This is a genomic window from Mesorhizobium sp. BR1-1-2, assembly GCF_020165435.1.
GTDB lineage: Bacteria > Pseudomonadota > Alphaproteobacteria > Rhizobiales > Rhizobiaceae > Mesorhizobium.
Window position 1 is genome coordinate 45,975 of sequence record NZ_JAIUID010000012.1, and the last position, 15,755, is coordinate 61,729.

The 15,755-nt window shown below is 63.0% G+C and carries 16 protein-coding genes; 8 read left to right on the forward strand and 8 right to left on the reverse strand.

The genetic code is table 11. The annotated features are described in order from the left end of the window. Window position 1: 1 nt before the first annotated feature. The 3 genes from LB551_RS22795 to LB551_RS22805 are packed head-to-tail and all read left to right on the forward strand — an operon-like array spanning window position 2 to window position 3,471. Window positions 2–985 (forward strand): ABC transporter permease, encoded by a 984-nt coding sequence (locus tag LB551_RS22795; protein ID WP_140552601.1) that lies wholly within the window; start codon window positions 2–4, stop codon window positions 983–985. 5 nt (window positions 986–990) lie between these two features. Continuing rightward, a complete protein-coding gene (locus tag LB551_RS22800) occupies window positions 991–2,493 on the forward strand; it encodes a sugar ABC transporter ATP-binding protein (protein ID WP_140552639.1) in 1,503 nt (500 codons plus the stop codon). Window positions 2,494–2,502: 9 nt separating this feature from the next. Continuing rightward, complete coding sequence (locus LB551_RS22805) at window positions 2,503–3,471, forward strand: ABC transporter permease (protein ID WP_140552600.1); 969 nt, start codon at window positions 2,503–2,505, stop codon at window positions 3,469–3,471. An 86-nt stretch (window positions 3,472–3,557) separates the two neighbouring features. Here the strand turns inward: LB551_RS22805 and gloA are convergent, their stop codons facing one another. Beyond that, window positions 3,558–3,968 (reverse strand): lactoylglutathione lyase, encoded by a 411-nt coding sequence (gloA, locus tag LB551_RS22810; protein ID WP_140552599.1) that lies wholly within the window; start codon window positions 3,966–3,968, stop codon window positions 3,558–3,560. Window positions 3,969–4,129: 161 nt separating this feature from the next. On the opposite strand from gloA, the gene LB551_RS22815 reads away from it, so the two are divergent. Together LB551_RS22815 and LB551_RS22820 are read left to right on the forward strand one after the other, a co-directional pair. Beyond that, window positions 4,130–5,569 carry an FAD-binding oxidoreductase gene (locus LB551_RS22815; RefSeq protein ID WP_140552598.1) on the forward strand — a complete coding sequence of 480 codons (1,440 nt, stop codon included), beginning with the start codon at window positions 4,130–4,132 and terminating at the stop codon, window positions 5,567–5,569. Window positions 5,570–5,576: 7 nt separating this feature from the next. After that, window positions 5,577–6,359 (forward strand): FadR/GntR family transcriptional regulator, encoded by a 783-nt coding sequence (locus LB551_RS22820; RefSeq protein ID WP_140552597.1) that lies wholly within the window; start codon window positions 5,577–5,579, stop codon window positions 6,357–6,359. Window positions 6,360–6,481: 122 nt separating this feature from the next. On the opposite strand, the gene LB551_RS22825 is transcribed toward LB551_RS22820, so the two are convergent. Beyond that, window positions 6,482–7,387 carry an NAD(P)-dependent oxidoreductase gene (locus tag LB551_RS22825; RefSeq protein WP_140552596.1) on the reverse strand — a complete coding sequence of 302 codons (906 nt, stop codon included), beginning with the start codon at window positions 7,385–7,387 and terminating at the stop codon, window positions 6,482–6,484. Between the two features lie 110 nt (window positions 7,388–7,497). Here LB551_RS22825 and LB551_RS22830 point away from each other — a divergent pair, with 110 nt between their 5' ends. Further along, complete coding sequence (locus LB551_RS22830; protein ID WP_140552595.1) at window positions 7,498–8,244, forward strand: FadR/GntR family transcriptional regulator; 747 nt, start codon at window positions 7,498–7,500, stop codon at window positions 8,242–8,244. Between the two features lie 8 nt (window positions 8,245–8,252). Here LB551_RS22830 and LB551_RS22835 read toward each other — a convergent pair whose 3' ends face one another. The 5 genes from LB551_RS22835 to LB551_RS22855 all read right to left on the reverse strand — a co-directional run bounded on the left by LB551_RS22835 (window position 8,253) and on the right by LB551_RS22855 (window position 12,941). Continuing rightward, window positions 8,253–8,984, reverse strand: a complete 732-nt coding sequence (locus tag LB551_RS22835) for an ABC transporter ATP-binding protein (RefSeq protein WP_140552594.1) — start codon at window positions 8,982–8,984, stop codon at window positions 8,253–8,255. Further along, window positions 8,981–9,703 carry an ABC transporter ATP-binding protein gene (locus LB551_RS22840; RefSeq protein ID WP_140552593.1) on the reverse strand — a complete coding sequence of 241 codons (723 nt, stop codon included), beginning with the start codon at window positions 9,701–9,703 and terminating at the stop codon, window positions 8,981–8,983. The genes LB551_RS22835 and LB551_RS22840 overlap by 4 nt, the downstream gene beginning before the upstream one ends. Next, window positions 9,700–10,743, reverse strand: coding sequence for a branched-chain amino acid ABC transporter permease (locus LB551_RS22845; protein ID WP_140552592.1), 1,044 nt, complete (start codon window positions 10,741–10,743; stop codon window positions 9,700–9,702). The genes LB551_RS22840 and LB551_RS22845 overlap by 4 nt, the downstream gene beginning before the upstream one ends. Beyond that, window positions 10,740–11,612 (reverse strand): branched-chain amino acid ABC transporter permease, encoded by an 873-nt coding sequence (locus tag LB551_RS22850; protein WP_140552591.1) that lies wholly within the window; start codon window positions 11,610–11,612, stop codon window positions 10,740–10,742. The genes LB551_RS22845 and LB551_RS22850 overlap by 4 nt, the downstream gene beginning before the upstream one ends. A gap of 114 nt (window positions 11,613–11,726) precedes the next feature. Continuing rightward, window positions 11,727–12,941: an ABC transporter substrate-binding protein gene (locus tag LB551_RS22855; RefSeq protein ID WP_140552590.1), complete on the reverse strand. Its 1,215-nt coding sequence runs from the start codon at window positions 12,939–12,941 to the stop codon at window positions 11,727–11,729. A 161-nt stretch (window positions 12,942–13,102) separates the two neighbouring features. On the opposite strand from LB551_RS22855, the gene LB551_RS22860 reads away from it, so the two are divergent. Beyond that, window positions 13,103–14,089 carry an aldo/keto reductase gene (locus tag LB551_RS22860; RefSeq protein WP_140552589.1) on the forward strand — a complete coding sequence of 329 codons (987 nt, stop codon included), beginning with the start codon at window positions 13,103–13,105 and terminating at the stop codon, window positions 14,087–14,089. Window positions 14,090–14,268: 179 nt separating this feature from the next. On the opposite strand, the gene LB551_RS22865 is transcribed toward LB551_RS22860, so the two are convergent. Next, window positions 14,269–14,697, reverse strand: coding sequence for a hypothetical protein (locus LB551_RS22865; protein ID WP_224628953.1), 429 nt, complete (start codon window positions 14,695–14,697; stop codon window positions 14,269–14,271). A gap of 520 nt (window positions 14,698–15,217) precedes the next feature. Here LB551_RS22865 and LB551_RS22870 point away from each other — a divergent pair. Beyond that, a complete protein-coding gene (locus tag LB551_RS22870; RefSeq protein ID WP_140552587.1) occupies window positions 15,218–15,568 on the forward strand; it encodes a DUF2200 domain-containing protein in 351 nt (116 codons plus the stop codon). Window positions 15,569–15,755: the final 187 nt, after the last annotated feature.

Consider the following 15,755-nt stretch of genomic DNA (forward strand, 5'->3'; position numbering starts at 1 on the left):
TATGACATTCCTCTCCGGCCGCATCGCCACTGTGTTCGGTGGCAGGCGCTGGCGCAGCCTGGCGCCGCTGGCGGTGCTGATTGTGCTGTGCGTGCTGATCGCCATTGCCAATCCCAATTTCATCGAATTGCGCAATCTGGTGCGTCTCGCCAACTCGGCCGCCGTGCCGCTGACGCTGGCGATGGGGCTTACCTTCATCATCCTCATGGGCAGCATCGACCTTTCGGTCGAAGGCACGCTGTCGGTGGCGGCGATGGTGGTCGTGCTGCTTGCCGCCAATGACAGCAATGGCAACGACTATGGCTGGTGGGCGGTGCTGGCCGCGGTCGCCGCCGGTACCGCCATGGGTTTCATCAGCGGTCTCGTCCAGACCATGTTGCGCATCCCCTCGTTCATGGCGACACTGGGCATGTGGTTCATCGGCCTTGGCCTGTCGGTTTACATGCTCGGCGGCTCGGCGATCCGGCTCAACGACGCCTCGATCCGCGACCTGGCACTCACCCGCTTCCTCGGCCTGCCGCTGGCGGTGTGGGTCGCGACCGGAGCGTTCCTGCTTGCCGCTGTCATCCAGTATCACACCAAGCTCGGGCGCCACATCCTGGCCATCGGCGGCGACGAGGACGTCGTCAAGCTCTCCGGTGTCAACGTGGTACGGGTGCGCATCACCGCCTTCGCGCTGGCCGGTTTTTTCTTCGGCATCGCCGGCGTCCTTGCCGCGGCCCAGCTCGGCCAGTCGCATGCGGTCATTGGCGATGGAAGGCTGTTTGCCGCGGTCACCGCCGTGGTTGTCGGCGGCACGGCGTTAACCGGCGGCGAGGGTGGCGTCGTCAACACGCTGATTGGCGTTCTGATCGTCACCGTGCTTGCCAATGGCATGATCCTGCTCGGCATTTCGCCCTACATTCAGCAGACTGTGCAGGGCCTGATGATCATCGCCGCGGTTGCGCTGTCGCTCGACCGCGTCCGCCTCAAGATCGTCAAGTGAACGCCATGCTGAGCGCATCGGGCATCATCAAGAACTTTCCCGGCGTCCAGGCGTTGCGTGACGTCAGCATCGAGGTCCGGCCGAACGAAGTGGTCGGGCTGATCGGCGAGAACGGCGCCGGCAAGTCGACGCTGATGCGGGTGCTCGCCGGCAGCTATCGGCCGGATGGCGGCAGTCTCACCCTCGACGGCGAGCAGCTTCGCATGCGCAATCCGCGCGAGGCGGCACGGCATGGCATCGGCATGGTGTTCCAGGAACAATCGCTGGTGCTCAATTTGACGGTAGCCGAAAACATCTATCTCGGCGAGGAAGACCGCTTCACCCGTCTTGGCATCGTCAAATGGCGCGCCATGAACGCGGCGGCGCGCCGCCAGCTCGGCAAGATCGGCATCGATATCGATGTTACCCAACGCATCTCCGAGCTCACCTTTGCCGCGCGCCAGATGGTGGAACTCGCCAAGGCGTTGACCCTGGAAGAGATGGTCGAACGACCGTTGCTCATCCTGCTCGACGAGCCGACCTCCGTGCTCAACGCCGCCGACATCGAGGTGCTGTTCGCACGCGTGCGTTCGCTCAAGTCCCGCGCCAGCTTCGTCTTCGTCTCGCATCGCCTCGACGAGGTGCTGGCGATCTCCGACCGCGTGTACACCATGAAGGACGGTGCGGTCGTCGCCGAGCATCGCGCGGCTGACGTCACCGTGCCGGAGCTGCACGAGATCATGGTCGGGCGCGGGCTGCAGGCCGAATATTACCGCGAGGCCCGCCAGCAGGCGCCGCGCGAGACGGTCATGGTCGAGGCAAAAGGGTTGGGGGCGGGCGGCGCCTATCATGGCGTCGATCTCAAGATCAGGGCCGGCGAGATCGTCGGCATTGCCGGCGTCTTCGGCTCCGGCCGCGAGGAAGTCACGCGCACCATCGGGGGTTTCCTCCAGCATGATGCCGGCGAAATGAAAATCGCCGGCGATTCCGTGCGCTTCGGCTCGCCGGAACCGGCCGTGCGAAAGGGCATCGGCTATGTGCCGCGCGAGCGGCGGCTTGAGGGGCTGGTGATGTTCCTGTCGATCGCCGAAAATATTTCACTCGCCGATCTCTCAAGTGTCATGCGCCATGGCGCCATCGACTATGCCAAGGAGCGCCGGCTTGCCGCCGACTGGATCAGGCGACTGCGCATCAAGGCGCCTAGTCCCGATGCCGCCTGCCGCAAGCTCAGCGGCGGCAACCAGCAGAAAGTGGTGCTGGCGCGCTGGATGACGGCGGGCTCGCGCATCCTCGTGCTCGACCACCCAACGCGTGGCCTCGACGTCGGCGCCAAGGAGGAGGTCTACGAACTGGTCCGCGATCTCTCCGCGCAGGGCGTGGCGATCCTGCTGATTTCCGACACGCTGGAGGAAACCATCGGCCTGTCGCACCAGGTGCTGGTGATGCGCGACGGTGAGATCACCGCACGTTTCGACGCCAGCCCGGGACACAAGCCGAACCAGGTCGAACTTTTGCGGGCGATGGTGTGAGGCAGGCCGATGAATAGAGCTTTTTCCCCCAAGAGGCTGTTGGACGGCAAGTGGACGCAAGGTGCTATTCCGCTGGTCCTGCTTGTCGGCCTGCTGCTGATCATAGAGGTCGCAGCGCCCGGCTTTCTCACCGGCGAGACCGTGTCCCTGCTGTTCGCCAACACCGCCGTGCTGTTCATCCTGGCGACGGGCGTCACCTTCGCCATCCTGCTCGGTGGCATCGACCTGTCGATCCAGGCGGTCGCTTCGCTGGCGAGTGTGATCCTGGCGCAGTTGCTGCCCTCGCTCGGCCTCGCCGCCTTTCCGTTGGCAATCCTGTCCGGTCTCGCCTTCGGAGCGCTGAGCGGCATCGTCCATGTCAAGCTGCGCGTGCCGTCTTTCGTGGCGACGCTGGCCACCGGTGGCGTGGTCACCGGCATCGCGCTATGGGTTTCCGACGGCCGTGCCATCACCATCGAGGAAGGCGGTCGCGAAAACACCGCCTGGATCAACGCCACGGTCGGGGGACTGCCGGTGGTCGTTCTGATTTCGGCGGTCATCGGCATCGCCAGCTTTCTCGCGCTGCGCTACACGCGCTTTGGCCGCCAGGCGATTGCCGTCGGTGCTGGCGAGCCGGCCGCCTGGGCGGCGGGCATCAATGTCGACCGCACCAAGATCATCGCCTTCGCCGCCTCCGGTATGCTGGCCGCGGTCGCCGGCGTGGTGCTGGCAGCGAGACTGTCGAGCGGCTCGCCGGTTCTGGCCAACCAGTTGCTGCTGCCGGCCATTGCCGCCGTCATCGTCGGCGGCAGCGCCATCACCGGCGGGCTGGGCGGCGTTGCCCGCACGGCGGTCGGCGCGCTGATCATCTCGATCGTGCGCATCGGCATGACTTTCATCGGTGTCAACATCTTTCTGGAAAACATGGTGTTCGGATCGGTGCTCATCGCCGCCGTCGCCATCACCATCGACCGCAGCAAGATCGCGGTCATCAAGTGACAGCTCGATCCGCACCGCCTCCCAAGCAAGCGCGGACCGGACGGGGTCGCATCACAAGCCCGATGCGACCCCGCCCGATCAGGTCACTACATGGTATCGAGGCCGATCAGTTCGATCTTGTAGCCATCCGGGTCCTCGACGAAAGCGATATGGGTGGTGCCATGCTGCATCGGCCCGGGCTTGCGCGCGATCTTGGCACCGCGCTTCTCGATCTCGGCGCAGACGGCATAGATGTCATTGACGCCAAGCGCCAAATGGCCGAAGCCAGTGCCGATTTCGTAAGGCTCCTCGCGACCCCAGTTCAGCGTCAGCTCGACGACGGCCTCGGTCTCTTCCGGCCCATAGCCAACAAAGGCGTTGGTGAACTTGCCGCCGGGATAGTCGTCCCGGCGCAGCAAGGTCATGCCGAGAACCTCGGTGTAGAAGGCAATCGACTTGTCGAGGTCGAGAACCCTGATCATGGTGTGCATATAGCGAAAGCCCGGGGCGTCGCTCATTGGAAAAGTCCTCCGAATTCAGTGGTTCGCTGGCCTGATCATCCACATCGAACGGTCGGCGGGACCACGGCCTCGCTTGATGTTCTAAATCAGGGTTGTATGATAACACGACAAGAATGGTGATTGTCCAGTCGTTTTCCCGGAAGGGTCAGAGTCAATTCATGAATGTCGTGCCACCCATCTCCAAATCGCTGATCGCGGCACTTGCCGGCGTGCTGCCGAATGGCGGGCTGGTGACCGCAAGCCAGGATCTGGCGCGCTACAGCCGCGACTGGTCGGGTGACCATTTCGGCCGCCCGCTGGCGGTCGCACGACCGGCCTCGGTCGAGGAGATGTCGGCTCTCATGCGCCATTGCCACGCGCAGCGCATTCCAGTCGTGCCGCAAGGCGGCTTGACCGGTCTTGTCGGCGCGGCAGTGGCAGCGGATGGCGGTGAAATCGTCATCTCACTGGAGCGCATGAACAGGATCCGCTCGATCAGCCCGATCGACTTCGCCATGGTGGTCGAAGCCGGCTGCATTCTCGAGGTCGCCAAGCGCGCCGCCGAGCAGAGCGATTGCTTGCTGCCGATCACCTTCGGGGCACAAGGAAGCTGCCGCATCGGCGGCAATGTCGCCACCAATGCCGGCGGCTTCAACGTGCTGCGCTACGGCATGACGCGCGACCTGGTGCTTGGCCTGGAAGTGGTTCTGGCCGACGGCCGGATCTGGAACGGGCTGAAGGTGCTGCGCAAGGATAATCGCGGTTACGATCTCAAGCAGATCTTCATTGGCTCGGAAGGCACGCTCGGCATCGTCACCGCAGCCGCGCTGAAACTCTTCCCCAAGCCGACGCAGATCGAAACCGCGCTGGTCGGACTGCGATCGGTCGAGGATGCGATGGCACTCTATGCGCGGGCGCGGCGCGACTGCAGCGACCTTCTGACTGCCTTCGAACTGATCCTGCGCGGCGGTATCGAAATCACGATGCGCGAGGGCGTGGACTTTCCCGATCCGCTGAGCAAGGCGTACCCGGCCTATGTGCTGATCGAGGTTTCTTCCGGCGGGCTGATCGACCTGTCCGACATGCTTACGGGCTTTCTCGGTGGCGTTGCCGATATTGTCGAAGACGGCATCGTGGCATCGACGCGGGCGCAGGCAGAGCGGTTGTGGCTTTATCGCGAGATCATGGTCGAGCGCCAGGGCCGCGGCGGCCGCTATCTGCGCACCGACGTTTCGGTGCCGATCTCGGAACTCGCCGATTTCGTCACCGATGCACTGGCAGCCCTGGAGGAAGTGCGCCCGGACGCGCTTGCCGTGACCTACGGCCATGTCGGCGACGGCAACATCCATCTCAATGTCGTGCCGCCGGAAGGCATGGCCCCCGAAGCGGTGGAGCATTTGTTCGAAGAGGCGGAGGCGGTGATCTTTGCCGTTGTCGACCGCTATGGCGGCTCGATCAGCGCCGAGCATGGCATCGGCAGGGTCAAGCAAAAGGCGTTCCTCGAGCGGATCGATCCGGTGACCCTCGACCTGGCGGCGGGCATCAAGGAGGCGTTTGATCCGCGTCACATTCTCAGCAACGGCCGCATCCTGGCAGCCAACGCCGATCATGGTCTATAGGTGAGCGATGACGCTGAAACTCGACAAGGTCAATCGCGGTCCGCATCTCTCCACCCTGGTTGCGAGTTCGATCTCGCGCGAGATCGCGCAGGGGCGCCTCAAGCCCGGCGATCAACTGCCGACCGAGCAGGCGCTGGCGACCACGTTCGGTGTCAGCCGCAACGTCGTGCGTGAGGCGATCGCGCGGCTGCGCTCGGAAGGCCGCATCTGGTCGCAACAGGGGCGCGGCGCCTTCGTGGTGGAAAGCAACAACCCGACGGTGCTGACCATCGACTACGAAGCCCTGCAGCGGGCCGACTCGTTCCGCAACCTGTTCGAACTGCGCGGCATACTCGAGGTGCAGGCGGCCGCCCTTGCCGCGAAGCGCCGCAGCGAAGCCGATCTCACCGCCATGGGCGATGCGCTCGCCGGTATGCGCGCGGCGCCCTATGGCAGTGTCGCCTGGCTGCGCAGCGATCTCGAGTTCCACCGCACCGTCGCGGAGGCGACGCGCAACGCCTATATGGGCCAGTTCCTGGTTTTCGTTTCCGAGCGTGTCCGCGAAAGCATTCTTGCCGCCGGCAACCGGCAGAAATCCGACGACATGGCACGCATCACACTCGGCGAGCACGAGCGAATCCTGGCCGCTATCCGCGCCGGGGATGTTCAGGCGGCAGAAACGGCGATGCGCGATCATCTTGCAGGTGCGGCCCTGCGTGTTGGACTGCATGATGAAGCAGTTGCAGAGCCAGCACCTTCCTTGCGGCACAAGAGACTGAGGAAGGCTATCCGCAAGCAAGCCGCCGGATAACGCTGCGCACCGCCCGCGCCTTGAGCAATTCCAGGAAAGTGCAGTTTTCCGTCCGGAGTGCGTAGCACAAACAGTTAGAGCGGGTCGGCGATTCCGTCAAACGCTGAACCGCTCTGGCCGGTTCACGCCTCCGGCGGTTCGACCAGCGAGACGCCGTTCAGGCCGGCGATGATATCGGACAAAGCCGGCACGAATTTCTCGCCATGGCCGGTTGCAACAGCGGTGGCGAAGCCATTGCGCACTGAGGCGCCGATCGGGTTGGCAACGCCCGCCGCCTGGGCGAAAGAGGCCAGATAGGTCATGTCCTTGAGCGCATTGACGATGGCAAAACGCTGCGCGTTCTCGTTGCGGTTCAGCACGAAATCGAAGAAGGCCTGGTAGAAGCCGCAATCCATGCGGCTGCCCGAGATGACGCTGTTGAAGACCTGCGGCGTCAGTCCGGCCTTGACGCCAAGCGTCAGCGCTTCCGAATAGATGGCGGAGTAACCCATCGAGACGAAATTGTTGAGCAGCTTCATTGTGTGGCCGCTGCCGATCGGGCCGGTGTGCACGATGCGCGCGGCAAAGGCCTCGAGCACCGGCCGAGCCCGGGCAACGGCCTCGGCCGACCCTCCGACCATGACGTCGAGCTTGCCTTCGGCCGCCTCCTTGGGTGTGCGCGCCAATGGCGCGTCGATCAGCATCACACCTTGCGCGGCGAGTTCGCCGGCAAGTGCTGTCGTCGACGACGGGTTGGACGTCGAGCAGTCGATGACCAGCAGCGGCTTGCCGGCAGCGGCCAAGCCATCCGGCTTTTTCACCAGCATTTCGACCTCTCGCGAGCCGGTGACGCACAGAATGACGATGTCGCAGGCGGCGGCGAGATCGCGCGGACTTGCCGCTTCGACGGCACCCGAAGCAATCAACCGGTCGGCGGCATCGCGGCTGCGATGGACGCAGACCGTCAGGGGCCAGCCCTTTTGCAACAAATTCGCGGCCATGCCCGAGCCCATGCTCCCCAGTCCGATGAAACCAATGCGTTCTTTCATGCAATCCTCCAACCACGGCCCGCGCCTGTGGGCCGTATTTCCTCACCTTGCGGCGAACACCCGTCGATGCAATCCTTCACCGAAGAATCGAACAGGGGCTGTTTGCCGCGATGGCCGATAATGAGAGCATGCTTTTCGACGCCATACCGCAGGCGCCGAACCTGCGGACCGGACTGGTAAACACGCTGATCGCGCAGATTGAATCCGGTGATCTTGCGCCGGGCCAGCAACTGCCAACCGAACAGGAGATCGTCGCCGCCACGGGTGTGAGCCGCACCGTGGTACGCGAAGCGCTTGCCGCGTTGCGCGCCCGGGGCCTTATCACCACGCGTCAGGGCCTCGGCGCTTTCGTTGCCAAGGACCCGCCGCCGCGGACCTTTTCCATTCTGCCTGACGATCTCGAATCGATCGACGAGGTGCTGCGCGTGCTGGAATTGCGCATGGGTATCGAAGTCGAGGCGACCGGCCTCGCGGCGAAACGGCGAAGCGACAGTGCGCTCGAGCAAATGAGCTCGGGGCTTGACGCGCTGGAGGTGGCGGTGCGTGCCGGAGGGTCTGGGTCGGAAGAGGATTTCGCGTTTCACCGCGCCATTCTCGCGGCGACGCAGAACGCCAATTTCACCCGGCTGTTCGACGCCTTCGGCAGCGCCATGATTCCGCGCCAGTGGACCCGCCTCGACCAGATGACCATTTCCGAACGGGAGACGTATCTGGCCAGGATGCAGCATGAGCATCGCGCCATCCTCGCCGCCATCGAGGCCAAGGACGTCAACGCCGCCCGCCGCGCCATGCGCAGCCACCTGACCAAGAGCTACGCCCGCTTTGAAAAGCTGCGTGACGGCGCGAGCCATGACTGAGTGCTCGCTCATACCACCGCTTCCGCCATGCCACCGAGATAGAGTTCCCGCATCAGCGACATGTCACGCAATTCCGAGATAGGCCCCGAGACGACGATGCGGCCGTTCTGCATGAGATAGCCGCGCGAGGCGACGGCGAGGGCGAGGCCGGCATTCTGCTCGACCAGCAGCACCGAAGCCCCGAATCGCTCGCCGATGCTGAGAATAATCGCCTTGATCTCCTTGACCAGCAACGGTGACAGGCCAAGCGACGGCTCATCGAGCAACAGCACGCGCGGCCTCGTCATCAGCCCGCGCGCAATCGCCAGCATCTGTTGCTGGCCACCACTGAGCGAACCGCCCTTGTCGCGCCGCTTGGTAGCGAGGATCGGGAAGAAGCCCAGCATGGTTTCGAAATCGGCTTCGACGGCGGCACCGTCACGGCGCGAATAGGCGCCGAGCCGAAGGTTCTCCTCGACCGTCATGTCGACGAAGATCTTTCGCCCTTCCGGCACCAGGACGACACCGCGTCGGGCCATGACATCTGCGGCTAGCCCGGTCACCTCCGCGCCATCGAAGGAGATGGTGCCGGCGCGCGGCCGGACCAGCCCGGCGATCGCCTTGAGCAGCGTCGACTTGCCTGCACCGTTGGGCCCGAGGATGGTGACGATCTCGCCCTCGGTCAACGTCAGTGAGACGCTGCGGTTGACGACCGTCGGCCCGTAGCCGGTGACGACTTCGGAAACAGCGAGCAGGCTCACAGATCGCCCCCCAGGTAAACTTCCAGCACCTTGGGATCGGCAAGCACCGCCTCGGTCGGTCCGTCGGCGATCTTGGAGCCGAAATCGAGCACGGCAAGCCGTCGGCACAACATCTTCATCAGCTTCATGTCATGGTCGATGACGCAGACAGTGATGCCATGGCCGGGCAGCTGGCGGACAAGCCCCACCAGCGCCGTGGTTTCGCGATCGTTCAGGCCGGCAGCCGGCTCGTCGAGCAGCAGCAGCGATGGCCGCGTGGCGAGTGCGAGCGCGAGGCCAAGAAGGCGCAAGCTCCCGAACGGCAACACGCCGGCCTTTTCATCTGCTAGCGCGCTCAATCCGACGAAGTCGAGCAGTGCCTGCGGTGCCGGCCACGGACTGGTTGTGCCAGCCGCCCTCGCATGCTCGCCGGCGATCTGGACGTTCTCCAGCACGCCAAGGCCGGCAAACGCCATTGCCTGCTGGAAGGTATAGCCAATGCCGGCCCGCGACACGGCGTGCGGCGCCAGGCCGGTGATGTCCTGTCCGTGGAACAGCACCTTGCCGCCGCTCGGCCTGTGGACGCCGGTCACCACGTTGAACAGTGTCGTCTTGCCGGAGCCGTTCGGACCGACGACGCCGAGGATTTCGCTTTCTTCAATGGTCAGATCGACGCCCGCCAGCGCGGTGACGCCGCCGAACTGCTTGCTGAGGCCGCTGATCGCCAGCACAGGGCTCATCGGCGCGCCTCCGATGGCCGTGCATGGCGCTCTTGGGTTTCCTGTCCCGGCTTGGCCGCGAAGACCCCGCGAAGCGCACGCACGATGCCGCCGATCAGGCCATCGGGCAGCAGCATGATGACTGCAATCAGGCAGACGCCATAGACGATGCGCGATTGGACCGGGTCGAGATTGAGCACTTCCGGCAGGAAGGCGACCAGCACGCCGCCGGCAAGCGGTCCCTCGATCAGGCGGGCGCCGCCGATCATGACCATGAGCGCCAGATAGATGCTCGGAAAGGAAGAGAACTGCGTAGGCGAGATGTGGCCGAGAAAATAGGCGAGCAGCACGCCGGAGATGCCGGCAAAGATGCCGCTGACCACGAAGGCGCCGATCTTGTGCCGGCCGACATTGATGCCGAGCGAGGCGGCAAGTTTCTCGTTCTCTCTGATCGCGCGCAACGTACGGCCATAGGACGAGTTGATAATCGCCCAGCTCGCCACTGCCGCGGCAGCGACGAACGCCACCACCATCAGATAGTAGCGCGTCAGGTCACCCATGTCGGCCCCGAACAGGGTGACATGCCCGACCAGATCAAGCCCGGTGGCAGCGCCTGTGTAGTCGCCGCCATTGGTGAGCACGATTGTAAGCAACTGGCCGAAGGCGAAGGTCATGATGACGAAGTGGTGGCCGCCAACCCGAAGCGAGGGAATGCCGACGATCGCTGCAAACACTGCGCTGGCAAGCGCTGCCACCGGCAGCGCCAGCCAGAAGCCGATGCCGAAATCGCGCGCCAGGATCGCCGCCGCATAGGCGCCAACGCCGACCAGTGCTGCGTGCCCCATCGACAGGATGCCGGTCTGACCGAACAGCACGGACAGCCCGTAGAGCGCGATCACGTTGATCCCGGCAGAGATTGCCAGCGACAGGAAGCGGTTGCTGGGCGAGAACAAGGGCACGAGCGCGATCAGCGCGAGGACAACCACAACCGGTAGCAGCGAGCGCAAGGACTTGAAGGTGGAATTCGTGCGATCAGCGTGAAGCTCCTGCTCTGCGGTCATGATGCGATCCTGGGTCCGCTGGTGCCGCCGAACAGACCATGTGGGCGAACGATCAGGACCAGGATCATCAGGGCAAAGGAATAGGCATCGGTCCATTGCGAGAAGCCGTAGCCGGCACTGAAGCCTTCGACGACGCCGAGGATGAGACCAGCGGCTACGGCGCCATAAATGTTGCCGAGACCGCCGATCAACGCGACGGCGAAGCCCTTCATGACCATCGTGCCGCCGGTGAAAGGCGTGATCGGAAACAGCGCGATCAGCAGCGCGCCGCCAAGTCCGGCAAGCGCGCTGCCCAGCACGAACACGCCGGTAATGTAGCGACGCACCGGAATGCCCATCAAGGCCGCGGTATCGCGGTCCTCGACGCTGGCACGCAGCGCCCGGCCGTAACGGCTTGCCGTAACCATCCTGAAGCTCAGGGCCACCACGGCAATAGCGATCAGGATCACCATGACGCGAACGGAGGCAATGCGCACGCCGCCAACATCCCACACAGTGGTCAGCGGGCGCGGAATGCTCTTCTGATTGGGGTTCCACAGCAGCACGACGACATGCTGCAGCACGACGATGAGGCCAAGCGAGACGATGAAGCCGTTGGTCGGCCGCTCCAGAGTGAAGCGGAACAGGCCACGCTCGAGGATGTAGCCCATCGCTCCAACCGCCAGGATCGCCAGCACGACCGCCACCGGAAAGCCGAGGCCAGCGCTGACGGCGAGCCAGGTGACGATGCCGCCGATCATCAGGAATTCGCCATGGGCGAAGTTGATGATGCCGGTCAGGCCGAAGATCAGCGTCACGCCGATGGCGATGAGCGTGATCACGCTGGCGATCGAGAGACCGTTGAGGATCTGCTGTATGAAAATGTCCACGGCTGGCGTCCACTGTCGATGTGAGGCCGGTGATCAGGTCCTGCCTTGACTAGAAGCTGGCGTTCAACGAACTGGGCGGTCGACGGCGCTTGCGCGCCGCCAACGGTTGGGAAGTCAGCTCTTGGGCGCTTCAGCCGGCGGCTGCTGCATGGAACAGGAGATGGCGCCACCAGGTGCCGCCGCGCAGACCTCGGTGGCATGGGTGACCTGGTGAGTCGGATTGAACGTCAGGTCGTCCGAGACGACCCCCTGGTGGTGGAGCGCCAGCAGCGCCTCGACCGTCTTGTCCGGGTCGAAGCTGTCGGCCTTCTCCCAGGCTTCGGCGAGGAAATGGACATAGTCGTGGTAGAGCAGCGACACCGACGAGGTCACGCCATGAGGAGCGCCGGCCGCGAAATAGGCATCGAAATAGGCCTTGGCTTTCGGGTTGGATGACTCACCCCAGCAGACCGGAACGCAGCTCATCGCCACCGGCACGTCGGCTGTCAGTGCCTTTTCCTTCCAGATGCCGGGGTCGACGCCGAACAGGAAGTAGCTCTTGGCGGCACCCAGTTCAAGCGCTTGCGGCAGTGCCGTCAGCGTTGAATCGCCATTGTACCAGAAGTGGATGATATCCGGGTTGAGGCTCTTGGCACGGGTCAGGAACGGCGAGAAGTCAGTTGTGTCAGGCGGGTAGAAGATGATGTCGGGAACATCCTGCCCCTCGGCCTTGAGCGCCTTGTAGTAGTAGGACGACAGGAACTGACCGGTCGCGTCGTTGCCGACGATCATGACGGACTTCTTCGGACGATAGCCAAGCAAGGGCTCGAGAAGCGTGAGGACGCCTCGCGCGGTCGATCCGGACCGCTGGAATTCCTGCGGCTCGGACTGGAAGAGGTAGTGGTCCTCGCCGCCCGGCTTGACCGAGTCCGGCGTCAGTATTTTCGCCAGCGTCGAATTGCCGGCGAAATGGATGATCTTGGCCGGCTGCGTGATCTTGGCCATGGCCAGCGTGAAGTCATGGGTTTCCGACCCGAAGATTGCCTGCACCTTCACATCGCGCACCAGCTCCTGGGTGGCAGCGATGGCGGTCGCGATGTCGGTGCGGTCGTCACGCTTGACCATTTCCAGCTTGTAGGTCTTGCCGTCGACCTTGATGCCGCCGGCGTCGTTGATCTGCTTGACGGCAAGGCCGACGCCCGCCGGCAACGTATGGCCGGCGGAAACGAACGAGCCTGACTCCGCCGCGACGACTCCGATCTTGACGATATTGTCTTCGGCGAATGCTGGATGAGCAAGCGCGCCAAGGCACAAGGCGGCCGACGCGCCCATTTTCAGAACGGTTTTCAATTTGAGATCCTCCCGATTCCAAATAATTGCAGTCTTACCGGGTTGTCATACAACCCTGTTATCTGGTAAATCCTACGAGCGGGAATGTCAATCGCGCTGCCATGCGATAAGGCGGCCCGTCAATCAGGACTCACCACCGAGCCGCAGTTAGGAAACAGGGTATGCAGTCACGGAAATTCGGCCGCACCGGCATCGACGTCAGCGAGATCGGTTTCGGTTCATGGGCGATCGGGGCCGCCTGGGGCGAGGTCAATGACGACGATGCTCTTGCCGCCCTCCATGCCGCCCTCGACGCCGGCGTCACCTTCATCGACACCGCCGATGTCTATGGCGACGGCCGTTCCGAAAAGCTCATCGCCAGGGTGATGAAGGAGCGCGGCGGTGAGCGGCCATTCATTGCCACCAAGGCCGGAAAGCGACTGCCGACGCAGACGGTCGAGGGTTTCAGCCAGCAAAACCTTGCCGACTGGATTGATCGTAGCCTCAGATATCTGGAGGCCGACACGCTGGATCTCGTGCAGCTGCATTGCCCGCTGACCGATCTCTATTATCATCCGGAAGTGTTCGAGCGGCTTGACCGGCTCGTCGAGCAAGGCAAAATCCGTAACTACGGCGTCAGCGTTGAGCGCGTCGAAGAGGCGCTGAAGGCGATGCAGTACCCTGGCGTCGTCAGCGTGCAGATCATCTTCAACGCCTTCCGCCAACGGCCAGCGGAATTGTTCTTCGACCTGGCGAGAAAGAACAATGTGGCGATCATCGCCCGCGTCCCGCTGGCAAGCGGTTTGCTGTCGGGCAAGTTCAAACCCGACACCGAATTCGAGGCGACGGACCATCGCCTGTTCAACCGCAACGGTGAAGCCTTCGACGTCGGCGAGACTTTCTCGGGCGTGCCCTATGAAGTCGGACTGGCGGCGGTCGAACGCGTCCGGCCGCTTGTCTCAGACGACATGACAATGGCCAAATTCGCGCTACGCTGGATCCTGATGTTCGATGCGGTCACCGTGGTCATTCCCGGTGCGCGCAATCCGGCGCAGGCCCGTTCCAATGCCGAGGCCGCGGAGCTTCCGCCGCTGTCGGCCGACATCATGGGCAAGATCCGCGATATCTACGACCAGGACCTCAAGCCCTATGTGCATTACCGCTGGTGATCAAACCCGGCAAGCCTTATCAATTCACGGCGCAACGGACCTGATGACTGAGGCAAGCGTATTCAGAATGTTCATTGCCCCCCATTGGCTTTTGCCTGCCGTGAAGGGGCTGCGATTGAACTGCACCCGGTCTTCAAGACGCGATGAACACCTGGTTCACCTGGCAAAAAGACGAAAAATTATTTGGCTCTTGATCTGGCTTCAGGGTTTGTTCGGCGAGCTAAATGTTCATACGTGGTCTGCCAAGGGTCGCTCTCGGACGATCGTTCCTCGCCGATCCAATGGAAGCCGTTGGCGGTGATCTCAGTGAAACGCCATCGGGTTTTCAAACCGCGCGAGTCCTCGCCGAGCTGGACAATGTCCTTACCCTCGGCCCGCCCGATCTGGCGCGAGTAATCTTGGTTGAGCGGGTCGTTCCAGATGATGTGCCAGCCATCGATCCCGGGATCGTAGATGCGCAAAGTCGTACCATACATCGTGGACGGGGCAGGGCGCTTGGGCCTGATCCAAACGTCCTGAATCGCGCGGCCTCCGAGCACCCAGCCAAAATGGCATTCTCCATTCCATTTCTGCATCGTGCCGCCGTCGAGATAGTGGACCGTGTCCATCTCCCAACTTCCGATTAGCCACCCGTAGAGGTCCATGTCTTTCGCTCGGCCGGCTGGGGGCTCTTCGGATCCGAGAGCGGTCAGAAAGGGAGAAATCGTCATTGCCACACTGCCTCTCGTTTCCAAGGAGACGAACTAAACTGCCAGCGCAGGCCCACCCGCCATTGTTGCGCCCGCCTGCTGCAAGCGCCGCCATGTGGAATTTTGCGACGGAAGCTCGTGGCGGTACCGGAGCATTGCCGCCACAACTTGCAGCGTCGCGGTGCTCCGGGCTTGGGGAAAATTGCTATAATGCCGCCATGAATGAGATCGTTTGCGAACGCGATGACGAGCGGATCCGAAGGCGTCTTCCTATGCTGGTCACGGGGCTTGCTGTGGAACCCAGCGATCGCGTGGATCTCAACCAGCATGCCTTCGTGGGCCAACACAGACACGGATGGAGTATTCACCGGCTTGCTGTCGCCCCTAGAGGCTGCTGTACGATATTCCCAGGCGAAATGCCTTGGACACAGGGGGACAGATGACGAAGCATCGAATCTATTCAGTCAGCGTCGCGAGCGTCTATTCCCACTATGTCGCGAAAGCTGAGAAAAAGGGACGCACGAAAGCGGAGGTCGATGAAATCATCGGTTGGCTGACGGGGTACAGCCAGGAAATGCTCGAGGATCAGTTGGCGAAGAACGCATCTTTTGAGACTTTCTTTGTGCAGGCGCCTCGGATGAATCCATCGCGGTCGCTCATTACGGGAGTAATTTGCGGTATCCGCGTGGAAGACATCCAAGAACCCCTCATGCAGGAAATTCGTTACCTCGACAAACTGATCGACGAGCTCGCCATGGGGCGGACGATGACGAAGATCTTGCGAAATTAGCCAGGTTGGTTGGCTCGATATCGGTTCTCTTGGACCGGATGATCTTAACGGCCTTGCGGTGTCAGGACGGTTCCAGCCGCCGCGGTTCGCGCCCAATAGCTGTTCAATCGCGGCCAGTGCACCGCTACTCGAAGGCGGATATTGGCGGCTTGGAGCTGGTAGCCACGGCGCACCGCAAACAAACTTC